Origin of the sequence: Streptomyces sp. Act143 (assembly GCF_003143935.1) — a bacterium.
In the GTDB taxonomy this organism is placed as follows: domain Bacteria; phylum Actinomycetota; class Actinomycetes; order Streptomycetales; family Streptomycetaceae; genus Streptomyces.
The window spans coordinates 7589399-7607381 of sequence record NZ_QFRX01000001.1 but is presented as its reverse complement, the minus strand read 5'-3'; the positions used below and the strand labels follow the sequence as shown (position 1 = coordinate 7607381).

Below are 17983 nucleotides of genomic sequence, written 5' to 3'. Positions count from 1 at the left end.
GGGCCTCAAAGCCCCAAAGGGCCTCACGGCCTCTACAGACCCGACTCGGCCGTGCGCACCAGGATGCGGCGGCAGTTCTCGCAGCGGACGACCGTGTCGGGCGCCGCCGCGCGGATCTCGTTGATGTCGGTGATCGCCAGCTCCTGGCGGCAGCCCTGGCAGGTGCGCTGGTACAGCTTGGCCGCGCCGATACCGCCCTGCTGCTCGCGCAGCTTGTCGTAGAGCTTGAGCAGGTCCGCGGGGATGGTGCCCGCGATGACCTCGCGCTCCTTGGTGACCGTGGCGACCTCGCCGTCGATGCCCTCGAACGCCGCCTCCCGGCGGGCCGTCGCGTCGTCGATCTTGCCCTGGACCGCGCCGACCCGCTCGGTCAGCTCGGCGACCCGCTCCTGCGCGGACTCACGGCGCTCCATGACCTCCAGGACGATGTCCTCCAGGTCGCCCTGGCGCTTGGCGAGGGAGGCGATCTCGCGCTGGAGGTTCTCCAGGTCCTTGGGGGACGTGACCGCGCCGGAGTCCAGGCGCTGCTGGTCGCGGGCGGCGCGCTGGCGGACCTGGTCGACGTCCTGCTCGGCCTTGGTCTGCTCGCGGGCGGTGTCGCTCTCCTCGGTCTGCGCGGCGACGAGGAGGTCGCGCAGCTGGGTGGCGTCCTTGGTCAGCGACTCGATCTCGGCGTGCTCGGGCAGCGACTTCCGCTTGTGGGCGAGCTGCTGGAGGCGGACGTCGAGGGCCTGGACGTCGAGAAGGCGGATCTGGTCGGCGGGCGCGGCGTTCAGTTGGGGGCTCCCATGTCAGTAGTCGGGGTGGACGCCGCGTGGGCGGTCCAGGGGTCGGTGACCGTGCGGGAGACGTGGACCCTGAGGTCCCATCCCTTGCGGTCGGAGATCTCGTCGAGCTGGGCTGCGGCCAGCTCGCACCAGGGCCATTCGGTGGCCCAGTGCGCCGCGTCGAGCAGCGCGAGAGGACTGTGGGCGCGGGCCTCGGAGGCCGGGTGGTGGCGCAGGTCCGCGGTGAGGAACGCGTCCACGCCGGCGGCGCGGACGGCGTCGAAGAGGCTGTCGCCGGAGCCGCCGCTGACGGCGACCGTGCGGACGACGGCCTCGGGGTCGCCGGCGACGCGGATGCCCTGCGCGGTGGCGGGGAGCCGCTCGGCGGCCCTCGCCGCGAACTCCTTCAGCGGGAGCGGGTGGTCCAGCTCGCAGATCCGGCCGAGACCCCGGCGGCCCGTGGCGTCCGACGGGTCCGGCACCAGCGGTCCTACGACCCGGAGGTCCAGGGCACCGGCCAGCGCGTCGCTCACGCCCGGGTCGGCGGTGTCCGCGTTGGTGTGGGCCACGTGCAGCGCGATGTCGTTCTTGATGAGGGTGTGGACGACCCGGCCCTTGAAGTGCCCGGCCGCGACCGTCGTCGTGCCGCGCAGGTAGAGCGGGTGGTGGGTGACCAGCAGGTCGGCGCCGAGCTTCAGCGCCTCGTCGACGATCTCCTGGACCGGGTCGACGGCGAACAGGACCCGGGTGACCTCCTGGTCGGGGTCGCCCACGACGGTGCCGACCGCGTCCCAGGACTCGGCCCGCTCGGCGGGCCACAGGTTCTCCAGCGCGGCGATGACTTCAGACAGACGGGGCACGCACAAAAGGCTACCTGCCTGTTCTGTGCCCTTGTACCGGTGTGGCTCCCGTTGGCCCCGGCCAGCACATTCATCTCCGTTTCCTCAGGCGAATCGTTCCTGGGCCACCCCTTTGTGTGAAGGGGACGTCGGCCTGTCCCACGCCCGTGCGTGCGAAAACTAGCTTCGTGATCCGGAGGTGACCGAACCATGACGGCCTGTGCGATCGAGCCCACGGCGGCGGACGAGGACGGTACGCCGCAGGCTGACTGCGTGATCACCGCGGACGGCGGTTACGCCGCCCGCCTCACCCACGACGGCGACTCCTGGTTCCCGGAGCGCTGGACGCTGGACGGCCCGGAGCCGTACGCCGTGTCCCTGCACGGCAACCAGCCGGAGGAGCCCGGCACCGAGGTCCAGCCGATGGCCGACGGACGGGTGCTGATCCGGCGGTTCGCGGACGGGCGGCACAACTTCTCACTGCTCTACCCGACCGGCCCGGACACGGGTGAGCTGCCGCTCGGCGCGGTCGAGTGCCCCGACGAGGGGACCCGGCTGCGGCTGCTGCCGCCGTCCCCGGGCGGGGAGAAGGCGTACGCCCTCGCGGTGGGCCGGCGGACCACGGCGGTGTGGCTCGTGGCCGGCGGCGCCTTCGGGCCCGAGCACCTCGCGGAGATCCCCGGGCGCTGCTCGGGCGGGGTGTGGCTGGACCGGGCCGGGCGGATGCTGGCCCTGGACCGGGAGGTCGGCGGCTGCACCAAGGCGATCGTGGTGGACCTGGAGCGGGGCGGCGAGGTGTCGCCGCTGCTCCAGATCGCGCCCGGCAGCGACGACCGGCTGCTGCTGGCCGACCCGGACAGCGGGCTGCTGCTGATCGCCTCCGACGCGCCCTCGCCGGGACGGCAGCGGCTGGGATGGGGGGTCATGGGCAGCACCCTGCCGGTGCGCTTCCCGGAGAGCCTGCGGCTGCCCGACTGCGCGGTGACGCCGTTCGCGGTGCAGCCGGGGCAGGTGCTGATGCCGGAGAGCTGCGCGGTGGCGCTGCGCATCGACGGGCCGCTGGGCAGCTGGGTCGGGGTGTGGCGGCCGGACGGGCGGCAGGTGCACCATCTCGCGGCGCCCGCGGGGTGGTTGACGGGTACCGGGCTGTGGACGCGGGACGGGGTGCTGCGGCTGCCGTACGCCACGGACGAAGTTCCCTGCGGAGTAGCGGAGTTGACGGTCCCCGTGGCGGCGGGGGCGGGAGGAGCCATCGGGAACGGGGGAACCGCGGGGGACACGGGCCCGGGGGATTCGGACAGGGGCGGGACGGCCGCCGGGGAGGCGCCGGATGCGGCGTCGGACTCGGGTGCCGGCGGGCCGTCGGAGCCGGATTCCCCGGAGCCCGTGGCGGCGGCCGAGCCGGTGCCGACGGAGCCGGTGCCGGTGGCCGCGGAGCCGGTGACGCCGCGGCCGGTGCCGCTCGGGGAAGCGCCTCTGGGACGTCTTGTAACGAAGTAGTGCCGGTTGGCGCGCCCGCCTGGATTCGCCCTGTGGGGTGCCGGTTAAACTCGCCCGGCTGTTTGAAAGATCATGTTGACGGGGTGAGTTCTTCCGATGAGCGACGCACGCACGATCGAGCCGCCGCACACCGATGTCCAGGAGTCCACGGGCCACGGCAAGCACCGCGGTCAGGTCTCGGCCCGGGACGGCGAGTCGGCCCCTCGCGGCCGGCACCGCAAGCCGGCCGAGGAGACCGAGTCGGCGGCCTGAGGACGCAGGACACACGCAGGACGCAGGACGCACGGCCCCGTTCACCGTCGAGGTGAGCGGGGCCGTTCGCTATGCGCGCTTGAGTCCCAGTACTTCGGCCGCCCCGAAGGTCTCCCCCTCCGGCCGCTCCGCGAAGTGCGGGGTGAGCAGCGTGTCGAGTTCGTCGTACGTGAAGGTCTCCTGCTTGCTGTCGAACTTGGCTCGCACCCGCGGCCGTTCGACCACGGCGACCATCCCGCCGTGGACCACCAGCAGCTGTCCGTTGACGCGGGCGGCGGCCGGTGCCGCCAAGTAGCCGACGAGCGGGGCGACATGCTCGGGGGCCAGCGGGTCGAGCCGGTCCTCCGGCAGCTCGAAGCCCGCGAAGACGTCCTCGGTCATCCGGGTGCGGGCACGCGGGCAGATGGCGTTGGCGGTGACGCCGTACTTGGCGAGGGCGAGGGCCGTGGACGTGGTGAGCCCGACGATGCCGCCCTTCGCGGCGGCGTAGTTGGGCTGTCCGGCGGAGCCGGCGAGGAACGCCTCCGAGGAGGTGTTCACGATCCGCCCGTACACCCGCCCGCCCGCCTCCTTGGCCCGGGCGCGCCAGTGCGCGGCCGCGAAGTGGGTCGTGTTGAAGTGCCCCTTGAGGTGGACCCGGATGACCGCGTCCCACTCCTCCTCGGACATCGAGAAGACCATGCGGTCACGCAGGATGCCGGCGTTGTTGACGAGGATGTCGAGCTTGCCGAACTCGGAGACCGCCAACTCGACGAGCTGCCCCGCCTGTTGGAAGTCGGCGACGTCCCCGGTGTGGGCGAGGGCCTTGCCGCCCGCCGCGCGGATCTCGGCGGCGACCTCCTCGGCGGGGCCCGTGGAGGCCGCGCCGGACCCGTCGCGCCCGGGCTGCCCGAAGTCGTTGACGACGACGGCGGCGCCGAGCCGGGCGAGTTCGAGCGCCTCGGCCCGGCCCAGGCCGCGGCCCGCGCCGGTGACGATCGCGGACAGCCCTTCGAGTGGCTGCGACACGGAGACCCCTTCGAGTGGCTGCGACACGGACACCCCTCTCAGATCTCGATGCACGTGCGGAGCGCGGTGCCCGTGCGCATCTGGTCGAGGGCCTCGTTGATCTCGGCGAGCGGCACCCGGTGCGTGATGAGCCCCTCCAGGTCGATGCGGCCGGCCCGCCACAGGGCGATGGTGCGCTCGTAGGAGGTCAGCACGTCACCGCCGCCGTACATGGACGGCAGGATGCGCTTCTCGTCGAAGAACAGCTCGAACATGTTGAGCTGGAGGAAGTCGTCCATGGCGCCCGCGCCGACGACGACCAGGGTGCCGCCGCGCCGCGTGTGGTCGTAGGCCGTGCGGGCGGTGGCGGACTTGCCGACGACCTCGAAGACGTAGTCGAAGCCCTCGCCGCCGGTGACCTGCTGCTTGGCGTCGGGCAGCTCCTCGGGGGAAACGGCCTTCGTGGCACCGAACTTGAGGGCGGACTCGCGACGGGAGGCGACCGGGTCGACGGCGACGATCTCGGCGGCGCCCTTGAGCCGCGCCCCCTGGATCGCGCTGATGCCGACGCCGCCGCAGCCGATCACGGCGACGGACGAACCGGCCGCCACATCGGCGGTGTTGAGGGCCGCGCCGAGCCCGGTGGTCACCCCGCAGCCGATGAGCGCGGCGATGTCGAAGGGCACGTCGTCGGGGATCGGCACCGCGCATCCGGCGTCGACGACGACCTCCTCGGCGAAGGTGCCGGTCCCGGCGAAGCCGAACAGATCACCGCCGGGCCGCTTGAAGTTGGGGGTGCCGGCGTTCATGAACCCGGCCAGGCACAGCTCGGTCTGGCCGCGCTTGCAGGCGGGACAGGCACCGCAGGCGGGCAGCCAGCAGACCACGACCCGGTCCCCGGCCTTCAGGTTGCCGACGCCCTCGCCGACCTCGATGATCTCCCCGGCGCCCTCGTGCCCCGGCACGAAGGGGGCGGGCTGCGGCAGCACGCCGCTCATCGCGGACAGGTCGGAGTGGCACAGCCCGGTGGCCCGCACCCGGATCCGCACCTTGCCCGGGCCGAAGCCCACCGCCTCGACGTCGTCGAGGACCTCCAGCTTGTCCTGGCCGATCTCGTGCAGTACGGCTGCGCGCATGGTGCGGCTCCCCTCGTGCAGGATTCTTGGGACTCAGGTGTGTTCGACGATCGTGTCGGCGAGGACGGGCGCGTCGTCCCGCTCGACGGCACTGACGGCGATGCGCGTGGAGGCGGGCGTGTGCCACATCCGGATGCGCAGCGTCTCGCCCGGGTACACGACCCCGGCGAACCGGGTGACGTAGGACCGCACCCGCGTCACGTCCCCGCCGAGCAGCGTGTCGACGACCGCCTTGAGCGTGATCCCGTACGTGCACAGCCCGTGCAGGATGGGCCGCTCGAACCCGGCGACCTTGGCGAACTCGGGGTCGGCGTGCAGCGGGTTCCAGTCGCCGGAGAGCCGGTAGAGCAGCGCCTGGTCCTCGCGGACCGGCCGTTCGACCACGCGGTCCGGCTCACCGGCGGGTGGTTCGAGCCGCCCGGAGGGCCCGCGGTCGCCGCCCCATCCGCCTTCCCCCCGTACGAAGATCTGGGCGTCATTGGTCCACAACGGGCCTTCGGCGTCGGCGACCTCGGTGCGCATCACGAGGACGGCCGCCTTGCCCTTGTCGTGGATCGCGGCGATCCGGCTGGTGGCGGTCGCGGTGCCGGTGACGGGGAGGGGGCGGTGGATCGTCAGCGACTGTCCGCCGTGCAGCACGCGGGCCAGGTCGACCTCGATGCCGGGCATGGACAGACCGCTGATCACCCCGGGCGAGCCGGAGCCGGCGACGGTGGCGAAGCTCGGCAGCACGTGCAGCCGGGACTCCAGCGTGTAGCGCAGCTCGTCGGGGTCGGTGGCGGGACTGGCCTTGTCGGGGTTCGCGCCCGCGCCGATGCCGAGGTGGTAGAGCTGCACGTCCTTGGAGTTCCAGGAGATCTCGCCGGAACGGGGTGCGGCGGCAAGGGCCTTGGCGGCGTCGATGGGCAATGCGGCTCCCTCGGGGTCAGGGGCGGGGTCGGGCGGGTCCAGGACGGGTTCGGGCGGGTCGGATGAAGTGGGGCGGGTCGCGGACGGGTTGGGGAACGGTCGGGAGACCGGCTCGAAGACCCCGGTGCGGCCGTCCGCACCGTCGGCCGCACCGAGGTCGTCACGGGCCGATCTAGAACGCGTTCCAGTCCGGCGCCCCCTGTATAGCCCAGGGCACGGGAGTTGTGAAGACTCCTGACGGAGTGTCAGTTACCGGCCCCCGGTCCGGTTTCAGCGTCGGCTCCGGCTCCGGCTCCGGCTTCGGCTTCGGCTTCGGCTTCGGCTTCGGGCACCCGTGACATTTGTCCTGCGGGATTCCGTACGACCGACTCTGCCGCGCGGGTGGGTGGGGTTCGTAGCGTGGGAGCCATGACACAGGGGACCAGGACAGACACGGGCTCGGCCACAGGCACAGGCACAGGCACAGGCACGGGCACGGGCACAGGCAACCGGCGGCGCTGGTGGGGGACGGTGTCCTGCCGTCTCGCCGGCAGGACGGACAAGCGGCTGGAGAACCCGGGTCCACCGCCCACCGGCTTCACGCTCCTCCCCTGGCTGCTGCTGGGCATGGGCGCGTTCTCCAACCTCTTCCGGGCGGGCACGCAGCAGCCGGTGCTCGGCGGCATCGGCCTGTTCGTCTTCAACTCCCTCTACATCTACGTGGTCTTCCGCGCCTTCACGAAGGAGACGCGGCAGGCCCGTTCGACCCGATGGGCCCTGGCCCTCATGGCCGTGGTGACCTGCGCCCTCGCTCTCGGCTACGGCGGCAGCTGGCTCTACTTCTTCCCCCTGCTGGGCCTGGCCACCGGGGCGGTCACCCGGGGCCGGTGGCTCGGCAGGGCCGGCCTGGCCCTGACCGCACTGGCGGCGGCGGTCGCCGCGTACCGGGAGGGCTGGGACGCGGTGAACATCGCCTACGCCACGTTCCTGTCGACGATGGTGACGGCCGCGATCCTGTCGCTGTCCGAGGCGGTACGGGAACTGCGGGCCGCCCGCGAGGAGTTGGCCCGGCGTGCGGTCGAGGAGGAACGCCTGCGGTTCTCGCGCGATCTGCACGACCTGCTCGGCCACACCATGTCCGTGATCGTGGTCAAGTCGGAGGCGGCCCGCCGTCTGGCGCCCCGCGACCTGGACGCCGCCGTCGCCCAGATCACCGACATCGAGTCCGTCGGCCGCCAGGCCCTCACGGAGATCCGGGAAGCGGTGACGGGATACCGCGAGGGCAGCCTCAGCACCGAGCTCGACCGGGCGCGGTCCGTCCTGGAGGCCGCGGGCGTCGAGCCCGCCGTCCACCGGTCCGGCCCGCCGCTCGCGGCGCAGACGGAGGCATTGCTGGGGTGGGTGGTACGGGAGGCGGTGACCAATGTGGTGCGGCACGGACAGGGGGCCGCGCGGTGCGCGATCTCGGTGGAGGGGGAGGCCGAGCGGGTTCGGGTGCGGGTGATGGACGACGGGGAGGGGGGTGCGAGGCCGGAAGGCGCGGCAGCTGGGGGCACCGGCCTGCGTGGGTTGCGGGAGCGACTTGCGGCGGCGGGGGGCTGGTTGGAGGCCGGGCCAGGGGCTCGCGGCGGGTTCGTGGTGACGGCGGAGCTGCCGGTGGGCGTGGAGGATGCCGACACGGCGGTCGCCCGGGCCGGAGCGGTGGGGAGCCCCGGGGAGTCGATGCGGGCGGCCGGTTCGGACGATGCGGTGCCTTCCGCGGTCGCATACGCGCCCACGTCTCCGTCCATGTCTCCGTCCACGTCTACGACCACATCCACATCCACATCCACATCCACATCCGCTGGAGCGTGAGCCCGCACACCAAGCGCCGCAGGTCCCTGCCCCCTACTCTTGGGCCGTGAACGAGATGCCGCGGGATCACCGGCCCGCCAAGTCCATCCGGGTGCTCCTCGCCGAGGATCAGGGCATGATGCGCGGCGCGCTCGCGCTGTTGCTCGGGATGGAGGCGGACATCGAGGTGGTCGCCCAGGTGGGGGCCGGTGACCTGATCGTGGACGCCGCGCTGATCCACCGTCCGGACGTCGCGCTCCTCGACATCGAACTCCCGGGCAAGAGCGGCCTCGACGCCGCCGCCGAGCTCCGCGACCAGGCGCCGGACTGCCGGGTGCTGATCCTGACCACCTTCGGCCGCCCCGGCTATCTGCGCCGGGCCATGGAGGCGGGAGCCGCCGGTTTCCTGGTGAAGGACGGTCCCGTGGAGGAACTGGCCTCGTCGATCCGCCGGGTGCTGACCGGCGAGACGGTCATCGACCCGGCCCTCGCCGCGGCGGCCCTCAGCGCCGGCCCCAATCCTCTGACGGCCCGTGAGTGCGAGGTCCTGGGCGCGTCGGCGGACGGCGCGACGGTCGCCGACATCGCCGACGCCCTCCACCTGTCGGAGTCCACGGTCCGCAACTACCTCTCCGCCGCCATCGGCAAGACGGGCACCCGCAATCGGACCGAGGCGCTGCGGGCGGCCCGGCAGCAGGGGTGGCTGTAGGCCCCGGGCCGCAAGACCCCCAGGCCGCAGGGCCCCGCGTCGGCTCGGAGGGCCTCGTCTACTTCCCCAGTCCTCTACCTTCCCGTCGCCGTCACGTCCGCCGCCTGGTACTCCGTCCCCTTCGGCGCCAGACACACGAACCAGTCCACCGGCGAGCCCTCAGCCGTGCGGATCGTCGGGCGGTCGGTGCTGACGTCCGTGTTCTCGGCCGGGCGGTCGACCTTGGTCCTCGTGCCGTTCCTCCAGGTGCAGGTGACCTGTTCGGCGTCCTTGCCAACCATGCCGACAACCAGGCGCTGCACATGCTCGTCGGTGGTCCGGAAGGGGATCGTGGCGGATTCGACGTCCGTGCCCCGCATGGGGTCGTCGGTCTCCTCGAACGCGTCCTCGTAGACCCCCCTGCGCTCGCCCCTGTCGTCACCGTCGCCGTTGCTGAGGAACGTCACGTACGAGCTCTTGCCGATCAGCTCGGTGGCCTTGGTCACGCCCGAGGGGACGTCACCGGCCTCGCCCATCGCCGCCAGTTGGCCGGCGGCCTGGTCCTCGGTCCACGGAGCCGCCCAGACGTCGATGACGACCCGCCATTCCTTGCCGTCCTCGATGCCGGTGGCGAGCGTCGTGCGCTGGGGGGCGAAGAGATCCGCCCGCGTCGTCGCCGGGGCCCGGGTCGCCGGTGGCGTCACCGTGCCGCCCCCGCCGGGCAGTCCCGCCACCGCCAGCGTCGCCGAGGAGCCGGCGATCACGAGGGCGGTGACCGCGGCCACCGCCCAGCGGCGGGCCTTGCGGCGTCGGCCGCCCCGGATCACGGCCTCGTAGGGGGCTATACCGATCTCGACGTCGTCCGTGGCCTCGGCCAGCAGGAGGGTGATGTCGCTGTTCGTCATGTCCTGGCTCGTCTCCCGGTCCGCGCTCATCACTGCCGCCCTTCCTGCGTCACCATGTCGGCCAGCCCCGGTATGGCGCGGAGTTTCGCGATCCCCTTGGCCGCGTTGCTCTTCACCGAGCCGACGGAACAGCCCATCGCCTCGGCGGTCTGGGTCGCGGTCAGGTCCTCCCAGTAGCGCAGGACCACCGCCTCGCGCTGCCGCGGCGGCAGCTGGGCCAGCGCGTTCAGCAGCGCGCTGCGGTCCTCGGCCTGCGCGATGCGGTCGCCGGTGTCGGCGATCTCGCGCACCAGCCCCGAGTCGTCCTTGGGCGCCAGGAACTCCCTGATCCGTCTGCGGTGTTTCCGCGCATGCGCGTTGATCATCACGCGCCGTACGTACGCCTCCGGGTCGTCGGCCGATCCGACCCGGCGCCAGGCCACGTAGACCTGCTCCAGGGTCGACTGGACCAGGTCCTCCGCGGCGTGCTGCTCCCCCGTGAGGAGAAATGCCGTCCGCATCAGCCGCGGCCAGCGGCCGATGACAAAGCTCTGGAACTCAGCGTCCCGAGCTTTCTTGCGATCCCCCATGGGCACCTCCTAGATATGCAAAGGAGTCCATGAGCCGCCCGGACCGTTGCCTCAGTTCGAGGACTTGTTCGCCGGAGCCGCGCCCGGCACCGCGACCGGGGAGGCCCCGCGCGGCAGCCACACCGCCATCAGCAGCACGCCGCCGATCAGCACTCCGGTGCCGGTGCGGAACACCAGCGCGTACCCCTCCGTCAGCGCCTCCGCCGTGCCCCGCTGCCCCGTCCGGGACGCGGCGACCGTCGACATCACCGCGAGCCCCAGCGAGCCGCCCATCGTCCGCGAGGTGTTGACCAGCCCCGACACCAGCCCGGCCTCCCCCGGCGCCGCCCCCGACGTGGCCAGTGCGGCCAGGGGGGTGGTCGCCAGGCCCGCGCCGAGCATCATCAGGATTCCGGGGCACATGATCGTCACGACGTACTCCGCGTCGACGCTCATGGTCGACTGCCAGGCGAATCCCGCCGCCGCCACGCACGTCCCCAGCACGGCCGCCGTCCGCGCGCCGAACGCCCGCATCAGCCGCGGCGCCTGCTTCGAGCCCAGGATCACGGCCAGGGAGCTGGGCACGAGGGCGAGTCCGGCCTCCAGCGGCGTGTAGCCGAGCACGTTCTGGGCGTACAGGGTCATGAAGTACCACATGCAGAACATCGCCGAGCCGGACAGGAACATGGCCACGTTCGCCGAGGCCACCGACCGGAGCCGGAGCAGTCCGAGCGGCATCAGCGGGGCGGTCGTACGCGCCTCGACGGCGAGGAAGAGCCCGATCAGCGCGAGCCCGGTGACCAGCGGCACCACCGTGGCCGCCGACGCCCACCCCGCGGCCTCGGTCTGGGAGATGCCGTACGCCAGGGTCGCCAGCCCAGCCGTCACCAGCACCGCGCCGGGCAGGTCGAGCCGCCGCCCGTCCCCGGCCCTGCTCTCGCTCAGCCACCACAGGGCGCCCAGGAGCACGAGGGCCCCGACCGGCACGTTGATCAGCAGGGTCCAGCGCCACGACCAGACGTCCACCAGCGCACCGCCGACCAGGCCGCCCGCGGCACCGCCGCCTCCGCCCACCGCGGTCCAGGTGGCGATGGCACGCGCGCGTGCGGGCCCCTCCGGCACGGCGGACGTGACGATCGTCAGCGTCGAGGGTGCGAGCACGGCCGCGCCCAGGCCCTGCACGGCCCGCGCCACCAGCAGCTGCCAGCCGTCCTGGGCCAGTCCGCCGCCCAGCGAGGCCAGCGTGAACAGGCCGAGCCCGACCAGGAACATCCGCTTGCGCCCGTACAGGTCGCCGGCCCGCCCGCCGAGCAGCATGAACCCGGCGAAGGCGATCGCGTAGGCGTTCACCACCCATTGCAGGCCGGACGCGCTCATGCCGAGATCGGCCCGTATGGACGGCAGGGCCACGTTCACGACGGACACGTCCAGGACGACGAGGAACTGGCCGGCACACGCGAGCACCACGACCAGCCAGGCGGGCGGGGCGGTACGGCGGCGGGACGCGGCGGCGGTGGGGACTTCGGCGGCTCGGGACATGGATGTCATGCTCTCAACCGCCGAACGCTCCTGGCATCGGGAATTGGGTCTAGGTCCAGCGGTCCGCCGGCCCGGCCGACCCCGCGCCGCAGGTCGTAGCGTCAAGAGACGATAAAGAAATCGTTAGTGGGCCGAAGCATCGGAATAGTTGCCCCGGCACACCGAGTTCATGGCACACATGAGACCTACGCCGACCGACCAGCCCACCCGCACAGCAAGCGGCGCCGTCGTCCCGGTGCTCGCCTTCGCGGGCATCGTCGTCGCGGTGATGCAGACCCTGCTCGTCCCCGTCATCAAGGACCTGCCGCAGCTGCTGGACACCGCCCCCAGCAACGCCACCTGGGTCCTGACCTCGACCCTTCTGTCGGGTGCCGTGGCCACCCCGATCATGGGCCGCCTCGGCGACCTGAACGGCAAGCGCCGCATGCTGATAGCCAGCCTCGCGGTGATGGTGGCCGGCGCGCTGGTCAGCGCGCTCACCAGTGACCTGCTCCTGATGATCGTCGGCCGTACCCTCCAGGGCTTCGCCATGGGCGCGATCCCGCTCGGCATCGGCCTGATGCGCGACATGCTGCCGCGCGAGAAGCTCGGCTCGGCGATGGCCCTGATGAGCTCCTCCATCGGCGTCGGCGGCGGCCTCGCCCTGCCCCTCGCGGCCCTGATCGCCCAGCACGCCGACTGGCACGCCCTCTTCTACGGCGCCGCCGGCCTCGGCGCGCTCTCCATCGCGCTCACCCTCCTCGTCGTACCGGAATCGAAGATGCGCGCGGAAGGCACCTTCGACCTGCTCGGCGCCCTCGGTCTCTCCACCGGCCTGGTCCTCTTCCTCCTGCCGATCACCAAGGGCAGCGACTGGGGCTGGACGTCCGGCACCACGCTCGGCCTGTTCGCCGCGTCCGCCGTCGTCCTGGTCCTCTGGGGCGTCTACGAGCTGCGCACCGCGGCCCCCCTGGTCGACCTGCGCACCACCGCCCGCCCGGCGGTCCTCTTCACCAACCTGGCCTCGATCATGGTCGGTGTCTCCTTCTACGTCGTCTCCCTCGTCCTGCCCCAGCTGCTCCAGCTCCCGAAGGCCACCGGCTACGGCCTGGGCCAGTCGATGGTGGTGGCCGGCCTGCTGGTCGCCCCGCTGGGGCTGACGATGATGTTCACGGCGCCGGTCTACGCCCGCCTGTCCGCGAAGTACGGCCCCAAGTTCACTCTCATCCTGGGCCTGCTGATCATCGCCGTCGGCTACGGCGCGGGCCTCGGTCTGATGAGCGCCGCCTGGCAGAGCCTGGTCATCGCGGTCGTCCTGGGCGCGGGCATCGGCCTCGCGTACTCCTCGCTCCCCGCCCTGATCGTGGGCGCGGTGCCGGCCTCGGAGACGGGGGCGGCCAACGGCCTGAACACGCTGATGCGGTCCATCGGTACGTCGGTGTCGAGCGCCGTCATCGGCATGGTGCTCGCCAACACCGCGAACACCGTGAACGGCGTCGCGATCCCGACCATGCACGGTTTCCGCGTGTCCTTCCTCATCGCCACGGGCGCGGTGGCGATCGGCCTGCTGATGGCCCTGTTCCTGCCGAAGCCCGACCGCGCCCCGCAGCTGCGGGCGAGCAGCGAGGAAGACGCGAACCTGAAGCGGGCGGAAGAGGCGCTGCGCGGCTTCCGGGGGCGGGTCCTGGACGCCGCCGGCACTCCGGTGGCCCGCGCGAAGGTGACGCTGATCGACCGTCGCGGGCGGCAGGCGGGGGCGACGCTGTCCGCGGAGGACGGCAGCTACGCGCTCGCGGTGCCGGCGCAGGGGGCGTACGTGCTCGCGGCGAAGGCCTCCGGGCATGGGCCGCTTGCGTCTTCCGCCACGCATGCGGGGGACGACAGTGCCGTGGACCTGGATCTGTCGCTGCCCGCTGAGGCTGTGACCGCGTAAGGGATCGTGTGCCGGCTGCGGGTGGTCCGTGGCCGGTCGCGCAGTTCCCCGCGCCCCTCGGCCGCGTATCCGCACCCCCTGTCACCCACGTGACGGGGGGTGTGGTGCACCATGGGCGCCCGGACACCCGTACGACCGAAAGGCACCCCATGACCGCGGCCCCCGAGCCCGAGATCCTGGCCGCGTTCGAGGCCGCGAAGGGGTTCATGCCCCCGCACGAGGGGCTCGCCCTGTACGCGGCGGCCGTCGAGGCCGGGGCGCTCGGGCTTCCGCTCCTTGAGGTCGGCACGTACTGCGGCCGTTCCGCGGTCCTGCTCGCCGCCGCGGCCCGGGCGGCCGGAGTGACGGCCCTCACGGTCGACCACCACCGGGGCAGCGAGGAGCAGCAGCCCGGCTGGGAGTACCACGACCCGGAGACGGTCGACCCGGAGATCGGGCTGATGGACACGCTGCCGACGTTCCGCAGGACGCTGCACCGGGCGGGCCTGGAGGATCACATCGTGGCGCTGGTCGGCCGTTCCCCGCAGGTGGCGAAGGTCTGGGGTGCTCCCCTCGGCCTCGTCTTCATCGACGGCGGCCACACGGACGAGCACGCGAACGCCGACTACGAGGGGTGGGCGCCTCATGTGGCGGAGGGCGGGCTGCTCCTCATCCATGACGTGCACCCGGACCCGAAGGACGAGTTCACCGGCCAGGCGCCGTACCGGATCTATCTGCGGGCGCTGGAGTCCGGGGCGTTCACGGAGGTCTCCGCCACGGACACGCTGCGGGTGCTGCGGCGCAAGGGCGCGGGGATCTGAGTCGCCTCAGGGCCTGACGTCGATGTCGATGTCGACCGGGACCTGGATGACGTTGCCCGTTCCGACGCCCGGCCGGCCGTGGACATGGTCGACGGCGCAGGCGTCCTCCGGCGGGGTGCAGGGGAACGAGGCGGCCCGGGCTGCCGCGGGTGAGCCGAGGACGACCGGCCCGGCGACGGCGGTGGTGGCGAGGACGGCGCCCGCTATGACACGCATGAGTGATTTCATGGGCGATTCTCGACATATCGCCCATGTGTGAGCGACGCCGGTGTGCCGTTCGGATGAAACGACCCGTCCGGCCGACGCCACCCCGCCGGGACGGTGCCCCGCCGTTAGGGTGGCTGTCGTGTCGTACGTAGGCCCGGACTTCGATCCTCCCCAGCCCCGCCGCTCCCGGCGCCGCCCCCTCACGGTCGCGGTCGCCGCCCTCGTGCCGGGCGCGCTGCTCGGCTGGCTGGTGTACGAGGCGGTGGGCGGGCCGGGCGGCGGCGCGGCGGATGCCGTGGGCACGCCGGCCTCCTCGTCCAGCGCGCCGGCCGCCCCCACCGCGACCGCCGCCTCCGCCCCCGAGCCGACGGACGACGAGAAGCCGAGCCCGGGCGCCGCCACTTCCGCCCCCGCGGTCTCCGGTCCCCTCAAGGGCAAGGTCGTCGTCATCGACCCCGGGCACAACCCGAGCAACTTCCAGCACACGGCCGAGATCAACAAGAAGGTGAACATCGGCACGAACTGGAAGGAATGCGATACGACGGGCACGTCCACCAACTCCGGTTACACCGAGGCCAAGTTCACCCTGGACGTGGCCCACCGGCTGCGCGCGCTCCTCGAAAAGCAGGGCGCCACGGTGAAGTTGACGCAGGACGGCGACCGGACGTACGGCCCGTGCGTCGACGAGCGGGCGCGGATCGGCAACACGGCGCACGCGGACGCCGCCGTCTCGATCCACGCGGACGGCGCCGGCGCCGGACAGCGCGGCTTCCACGTCATCCTCCCGGGCAGCGTCCACGCGGGCGGCGCCGACACCCGGCCGATCGTCACCTCCTCCGCGGACCTCGGCGAGCGCATCGCGGGCAACTTCGTCCGCGTCACGGGCAGCGCGCCCTCGAACTACGTCGGCGACGGCACCGGTCTCGTCACGCGTAAGGACCTGGGCGGTCTCAATCTGTCAACGGTTCCCAAGGTGTTCATCGAGTGCGGCAACATGCGCGATAGCAAGGACGCTGCACAGCTGACCAGCGGTGCGTGGCGGCAGAAGGCGGCGCAAGGGATCTCTGAGGGAATCGTGAGTTTCCTGCGCGGGTAGCGATCCGCGGGTTGATCCCTGCGGACAGCCTCGTCGGACGGACGATAAGGTCGTCTTTACGATGAGGGGCCACCCCCGCGCTTCACACCGGGGCCTGACGGCGACATGGTGACAGCGACGCCTCCAGCGATGCCGATGACGAGACGACTGAACCGAAGGACCTTGAAGTGAATATCCGCTCCCTCACTCGAGGCGACGGCGTGGTGATCGGAGCAGCGGTGTTGCTGTTCATCGCGTCGTTCCTCAACCTCTCCTCCGTCGCCGGGTACGACCTCGACGTGAACGCCTGGGACAGCCTCGGCCTGGGCCTCGGCATCTACATGGGCGGGGTCATCGGTGCGGTCCTGATCGTGCTCAACCGCTGCCTGCCGCAGCCCCGCAAGATCGCGGGACTGGACCTCGGGACCGTCGGTGTGGCCTTCACGGTCCTGGCCGCCTGGAGCCTGTTCTGGTCGCTGGTCGATCCCGGCGAGCGGACCGACGCCGGTTCCGGCCTGATCCTCGGCTTCATCGCCGCGCTCCTGCTGGCCGCCGCGGCGATCGCCACGCCGCTGGTCGGGGCGCTCCAGGCCGCGCTGGTCCCCGCCCCGGGCCCCGCCGCCCCCCAGCCCTACGGCGCCCAGCCCCCCGGCGGCTACGGCTACCCCGGCGCCGGTGCCCCGCAGCCCGGTCAGCCCTACGGCGGTCAGCCGCAGCCCACGCCCCCGTTCAACGCCGCCCAGCAGGCGGGCCAGCCGCAGCCGGGTCAGCCGGCGCCCGCGGCCTCGGACTTCTCCCCGTTCTGGTTCGCGGTCCCCGTCCCGCGCCCCCTCTTCGCCGAGGACGGCTCGCAGACGCCGATCGCCGAACTGGCGCCGGGCACCTGGTACCTGGCCGTCGAGCAGCGCGGCCCGGCCCTCGTGGCCCAGACGCAGGACGGCCGTCGCGGTGTCCTTCAGGACACGTCCGGCATCCAGCGCGGCTGAGCCCCGACGAGAACCGACGCACGGCCCCTCTCCCTTCCGGGTGAGGGGCCGTTGTCGTACAGTCGCCTACCACTCTCGTCTGACGCAGCGTCAGGAGGCAGGCATGCGGCTCGGTCTCGCGCTCGGCTACTGGGGTCGCGGTCCCGACCCCGGCCACGTGCCCCTCGCCCAGGAGGCGGAGCGGCTCGGCTACGACTCCGTGTGGACGGCCGAGTCCTGGGGGTCGGACGTCTTCACGCCGCTCACCTGGATCGCGGCGCAGACGTCAACGATCAAGCTGGGCACCGCCGTTGCCCAGATGGCGGCCCGCTCCCCCACCACCACCGCCATGCACGCCCTCACCCTCGACCACCTCTCCGGCGGGCGCATGATGCTCGGCCTGGGGCTGTCCGGACCCCAGGTGGTGGAGGGCTGGTACGGCCGCCCCTTCCCGAAGTCGCCGCTCACCGCCACCCGCGAGTACGTCGACGTCGTGCGCCAGGTCCTGCGACGCGAGGCCCCCGTCCGGCTCGACGGCCGCTTCCACCCGCTGCCCTGCACCGACCCCGACGCCACCGGCCTCGGCAAACCCCTGAAGCCCATCACCCATCCCCTCCGCCCCGACCTCCCGGTCCTCCTCGGCGCCGAGGGACCCAGGAACATCGCCCAGACGACCCGGATCGCCGACGGCTGGCTCCCGCTGTACTGGTCACCCACCCGCCCGGAGGTCTACGAGGCGTCCCTCGCCGGCGCCCCCGACGGTTTCCTCGTCGCACCGATGGCGCAGGTCCGGGTCTGTGACGACGTACGCGAGGGTCTCCTCCCCGTGAAGACCATGCTCGGCTTCTACATCGGCGGCATGGGGCACGCCCGCCGCAACTTCCACGCCGACCTCATGGCCCGCATGGGGTACGAGGAGGAGGCCCGCCGCATCCAGCGGCTGTTCCTCGAAGGCCGCCGGGAGGAAGCGGTGCTGGCCGTCCCGGACGCCTTCGCCGACGAGATCTCCCTCGTCGGGCCGCGGGAACGCATCGCCGAGCGGCTGGAGTTGTGGCGCAAGGGGCCGGTGACGGATCTGCTGGCGCTGGCGCCGGACCGGGCCGCGCTCCGTGTGCTCGCGGAGCTCAACTCCTAGGGCCTGT

The 17983-nt window shown here is 72.5% G+C and carries 18 protein-coding genes; 9 read left to right on the top strand and 9 right to left on the bottom strand.

Annotated features, from left to right (window positions below; translation table 11 throughout):
• Window positions 1-32: 32 nt before the first annotated feature.
• Both DI272_RS46080 and DI272_RS34725 read right to left on the bottom strand, forming a co-directional pair.
• Window positions 33-776 (bottom strand): zinc ribbon domain-containing protein, encoded by a 744-nt coding sequence (locus DI272_RS46080; RefSeq protein ID WP_109499145.1) that lies wholly within the window; start codon window positions 774-776, stop codon window positions 33-35.
• Window positions 773-1627, bottom strand: coding sequence for a Nif3-like dinuclear metal center hexameric protein (locus DI272_RS34725; protein WP_109499144.1), 855 nt, complete (start codon window positions 1625-1627; stop codon window positions 773-775). Before DI272_RS34725 ends, DI272_RS46080 begins: the two co-directional genes overlap by 4 nt.
• A gap of 189 nt (window positions 1628-1816) precedes the next feature.
• On the opposite strand from DI272_RS34725, the gene DI272_RS34720 reads away from it, so the two are divergent.
• Window positions 1817-3106 carry a hypothetical protein gene (locus tag DI272_RS34720; protein WP_109499143.1) on the top strand — a complete coding sequence of 430 codons (1290 nt, stop codon included), beginning with the start codon at window positions 1817-1819 and terminating at the stop codon, window positions 3104-3106.
• Between the two features lie 96 nt (window positions 3107-3202).
• On the top strand, window positions 3203-3358 hold the full coding sequence (locus DI272_RS44730; RefSeq protein WP_181387417.1) for a hypothetical protein: 156 nt from the start codon (window positions 3203-3205) through the stop codon (window positions 3356-3358).
• A gap of 69 nt (window positions 3359-3427) precedes the next feature.
• Here DI272_RS44730 and DI272_RS34715 read toward each other — a convergent pair whose 3' ends face one another.
• The 3 genes from DI272_RS34715 to DI272_RS34705 are packed head-to-tail and all read right to left on the bottom strand — an operon-like array spanning window position 3428 to window position 6390.
• Complete coding sequence (locus DI272_RS34715; protein ID WP_109501210.1) at window positions 3428-4366, bottom strand: 3-oxoacyl-ACP reductase; 939 nt, start codon at window positions 4364-4366, stop codon at window positions 3428-3430.
• Window positions 4367-4404: 38 nt separating this feature from the next.
• Window positions 4405-5481 carry a Zn-dependent alcohol dehydrogenase gene (locus tag DI272_RS34710; protein ID WP_109499142.1) on the bottom strand — a complete coding sequence of 359 codons (1077 nt, stop codon included), beginning with the start codon at window positions 5479-5481 and terminating at the stop codon, window positions 4405-4407.
• A gap of 33 nt (window positions 5482-5514) precedes the next feature.
• Entirely contained in the window at window positions 5515-6390 is an 876-nt protein-coding gene (locus DI272_RS34705) for a MaoC/PaaZ C-terminal domain-containing protein (RefSeq protein ID WP_109499141.1), read from the bottom strand.
• A 510-nt stretch (window positions 6391-6900) separates the two neighbouring features.
• Here DI272_RS34705 and DI272_RS34700 point away from each other — a divergent pair.
• Window positions 6901-8223 carry a sensor histidine kinase gene (locus DI272_RS34700; protein ID WP_258314775.1) on the top strand — a complete coding sequence of 441 codons (1323 nt, stop codon included), beginning with the start codon at window positions 6901-6903 and terminating at the stop codon, window positions 8221-8223.
• A 55-nt stretch (window positions 8224-8278) separates the two neighbouring features.
• On the top strand, window positions 8279-8911 hold the full coding sequence (locus DI272_RS34695; protein ID WP_109499139.1) for a response regulator transcription factor: 633 nt from the start codon (window positions 8279-8281) through the stop codon (window positions 8909-8911).
• A gap of 74 nt (window positions 8912-8985) precedes the next feature.
• Here DI272_RS34695 and DI272_RS34690 read toward each other — a convergent pair whose 3' ends face one another.
• From DI272_RS34690 to DI272_RS34680, 3 genes are read right to left on the bottom strand one after another with little or no spacing between them, the layout of a single operon-like run.
• Complete coding sequence (locus DI272_RS34690) at window positions 8986-9825, bottom strand: hypothetical protein (protein ID WP_181387416.1); 840 nt, start codon at window positions 9823-9825, stop codon at window positions 8986-8988.
• Window positions 9825-10364, bottom strand: a complete 540-nt coding sequence (locus tag DI272_RS34685; RefSeq protein ID WP_109499137.1) for a SigE family RNA polymerase sigma factor — start codon at window positions 10362-10364, stop codon at window positions 9825-9827. The genes DI272_RS34690 and DI272_RS34685 overlap by 1 nt, the downstream gene beginning before the upstream one ends.
• Before the next feature lie 51 nt (window positions 10365-10415).
• Complete coding sequence (locus DI272_RS34680; protein ID WP_109499136.1) at window positions 10416-11891, bottom strand: MFS transporter; 1476 nt, start codon at window positions 11889-11891, stop codon at window positions 10416-10418.
• A 169-nt stretch (window positions 11892-12060) separates the two neighbouring features.
• Here DI272_RS34680 and DI272_RS34675 point away from each other — a divergent pair, with 169 nt between their 5' ends.
• Window positions 12061-13794: an MFS transporter gene (locus DI272_RS34675; protein ID WP_109501209.1), complete on the top strand. Its 1734-nt coding sequence runs from the start codon at window positions 12061-12063 to the stop codon at window positions 13792-13794.
• 149 nt (window positions 13795-13943) lie between these two features.
• Window positions 13944-14594 (top strand): class I SAM-dependent methyltransferase, encoded by a 651-nt coding sequence (locus tag DI272_RS34670; protein ID WP_109499135.1) that lies wholly within the window; start codon window positions 13944-13946, stop codon window positions 14592-14594.
• A gap of 6 nt (window positions 14595-14600) precedes the next feature.
• On the opposite strand, the gene DI272_RS34665 is transcribed toward DI272_RS34670, so the two are convergent.
• Entirely contained in the window at window positions 14601-14810 is a 210-nt protein-coding gene (locus tag DI272_RS34665) for a chaplin family protein (RefSeq protein ID WP_181387415.1), read from the bottom strand.
• A gap of 130 nt (window positions 14811-14940) precedes the next feature.
• Here DI272_RS34665 and DI272_RS34660 point away from each other — a divergent pair, with 130 nt between their 5' ends.
• From DI272_RS34660 to DI272_RS34650, 3 genes are all read left to right on the top strand, one after another.
• Window positions 14941-15897, top strand: coding sequence for an N-acetylmuramoyl-L-alanine amidase (locus tag DI272_RS34660; protein ID WP_109499133.1), 957 nt, complete (start codon window positions 14941-14943; stop codon window positions 15895-15897).
• Window positions 15898-16064: 167 nt separating this feature from the next.
• On the top strand, window positions 16065-16862 hold the full coding sequence (locus DI272_RS34655; RefSeq protein WP_181387414.1) for a hypothetical protein: 798 nt from the start codon (window positions 16065-16067) through the stop codon (window positions 16860-16862).
• A 103-nt stretch (window positions 16863-16965) separates the two neighbouring features.
• A complete protein-coding gene (locus tag DI272_RS34650; RefSeq protein ID WP_109499131.1) occupies window positions 16966-17976 on the top strand; it encodes an LLM class F420-dependent oxidoreductase in 1011 nt (336 codons plus the stop codon).
• The last annotated feature ends 7 nt before the right edge of the window (window positions 17977-17983 follow it).

Bases quoted from the DNA above. Each gene is read 5' to 3' on its own strand.
- DI272_RS34720 (WP_109499143.1), top strand. From the start codon at position 1,817: ATGACGGCCTGTGCGATCGAGCCCACGGCGGCGGACGAGGACGGTACG.
- DI272_RS44730 (WP_181387417.1), top strand. From the start codon at position 3,203: ATGAGCGACGCACGCACGATCGAGCCGCCGCACACCGATGTCCAGGAG.
- DI272_RS34710 (WP_109499142.1), bottom strand. From the start codon at position 5,481: ATGCGCGCAGCCGTACTGCACGAGATCGGCCAGGACAAGCTGGAGGTC.
- DI272_RS34695 (WP_109499139.1), top strand. From the start codon at position 8,279: ATGCCGCGGGATCACCGGCCCGCCAAGTCCATCCGGGTGCTCCTCGCC.
- DI272_RS34690 (WP_181387416.1), bottom strand. From the start codon at position 9,825: ATGAGCGCGGACCGGGAGACGAGCCAGGACATGACGAACAGCGACATC.
- DI272_RS34685 (WP_109499137.1), bottom strand. From the start codon at position 10,364: ATGGGGGATCGCAAGAAAGCTCGGGACGCTGAGTTCCAGAGCTTTGTC.
- DI272_RS34680 (WP_109499136.1), bottom strand. From the start codon at position 11,891: ATGACATCCATGTCCCGAGCCGCCGAAGTCCCCACCGCCGCCGCGTCC.
- DI272_RS34675 (WP_109501209.1), top strand. From the start codon at position 12,061: ATGAGACCTACGCCGACCGACCAGCCCACCCGCACAGCAAGCGGCGCC.
- DI272_RS34670 (WP_109499135.1), top strand. From the start codon at position 13,944: ATGACCGCGGCCCCCGAGCCCGAGATCCTGGCCGCGTTCGAGGCCGCG.
- DI272_RS34665 (WP_181387415.1), bottom strand. From the start codon at position 14,810: ATGCGTGTCATAGCGGGCGCCGTCCTCGCCACCACCGCCGTCGCCGGG.
- DI272_RS34650 (WP_109499131.1), top strand. From the start codon at position 16,966: ATGCGGCTCGGTCTCGCGCTCGGCTACTGGGGTCGCGGTCCCGACCCC.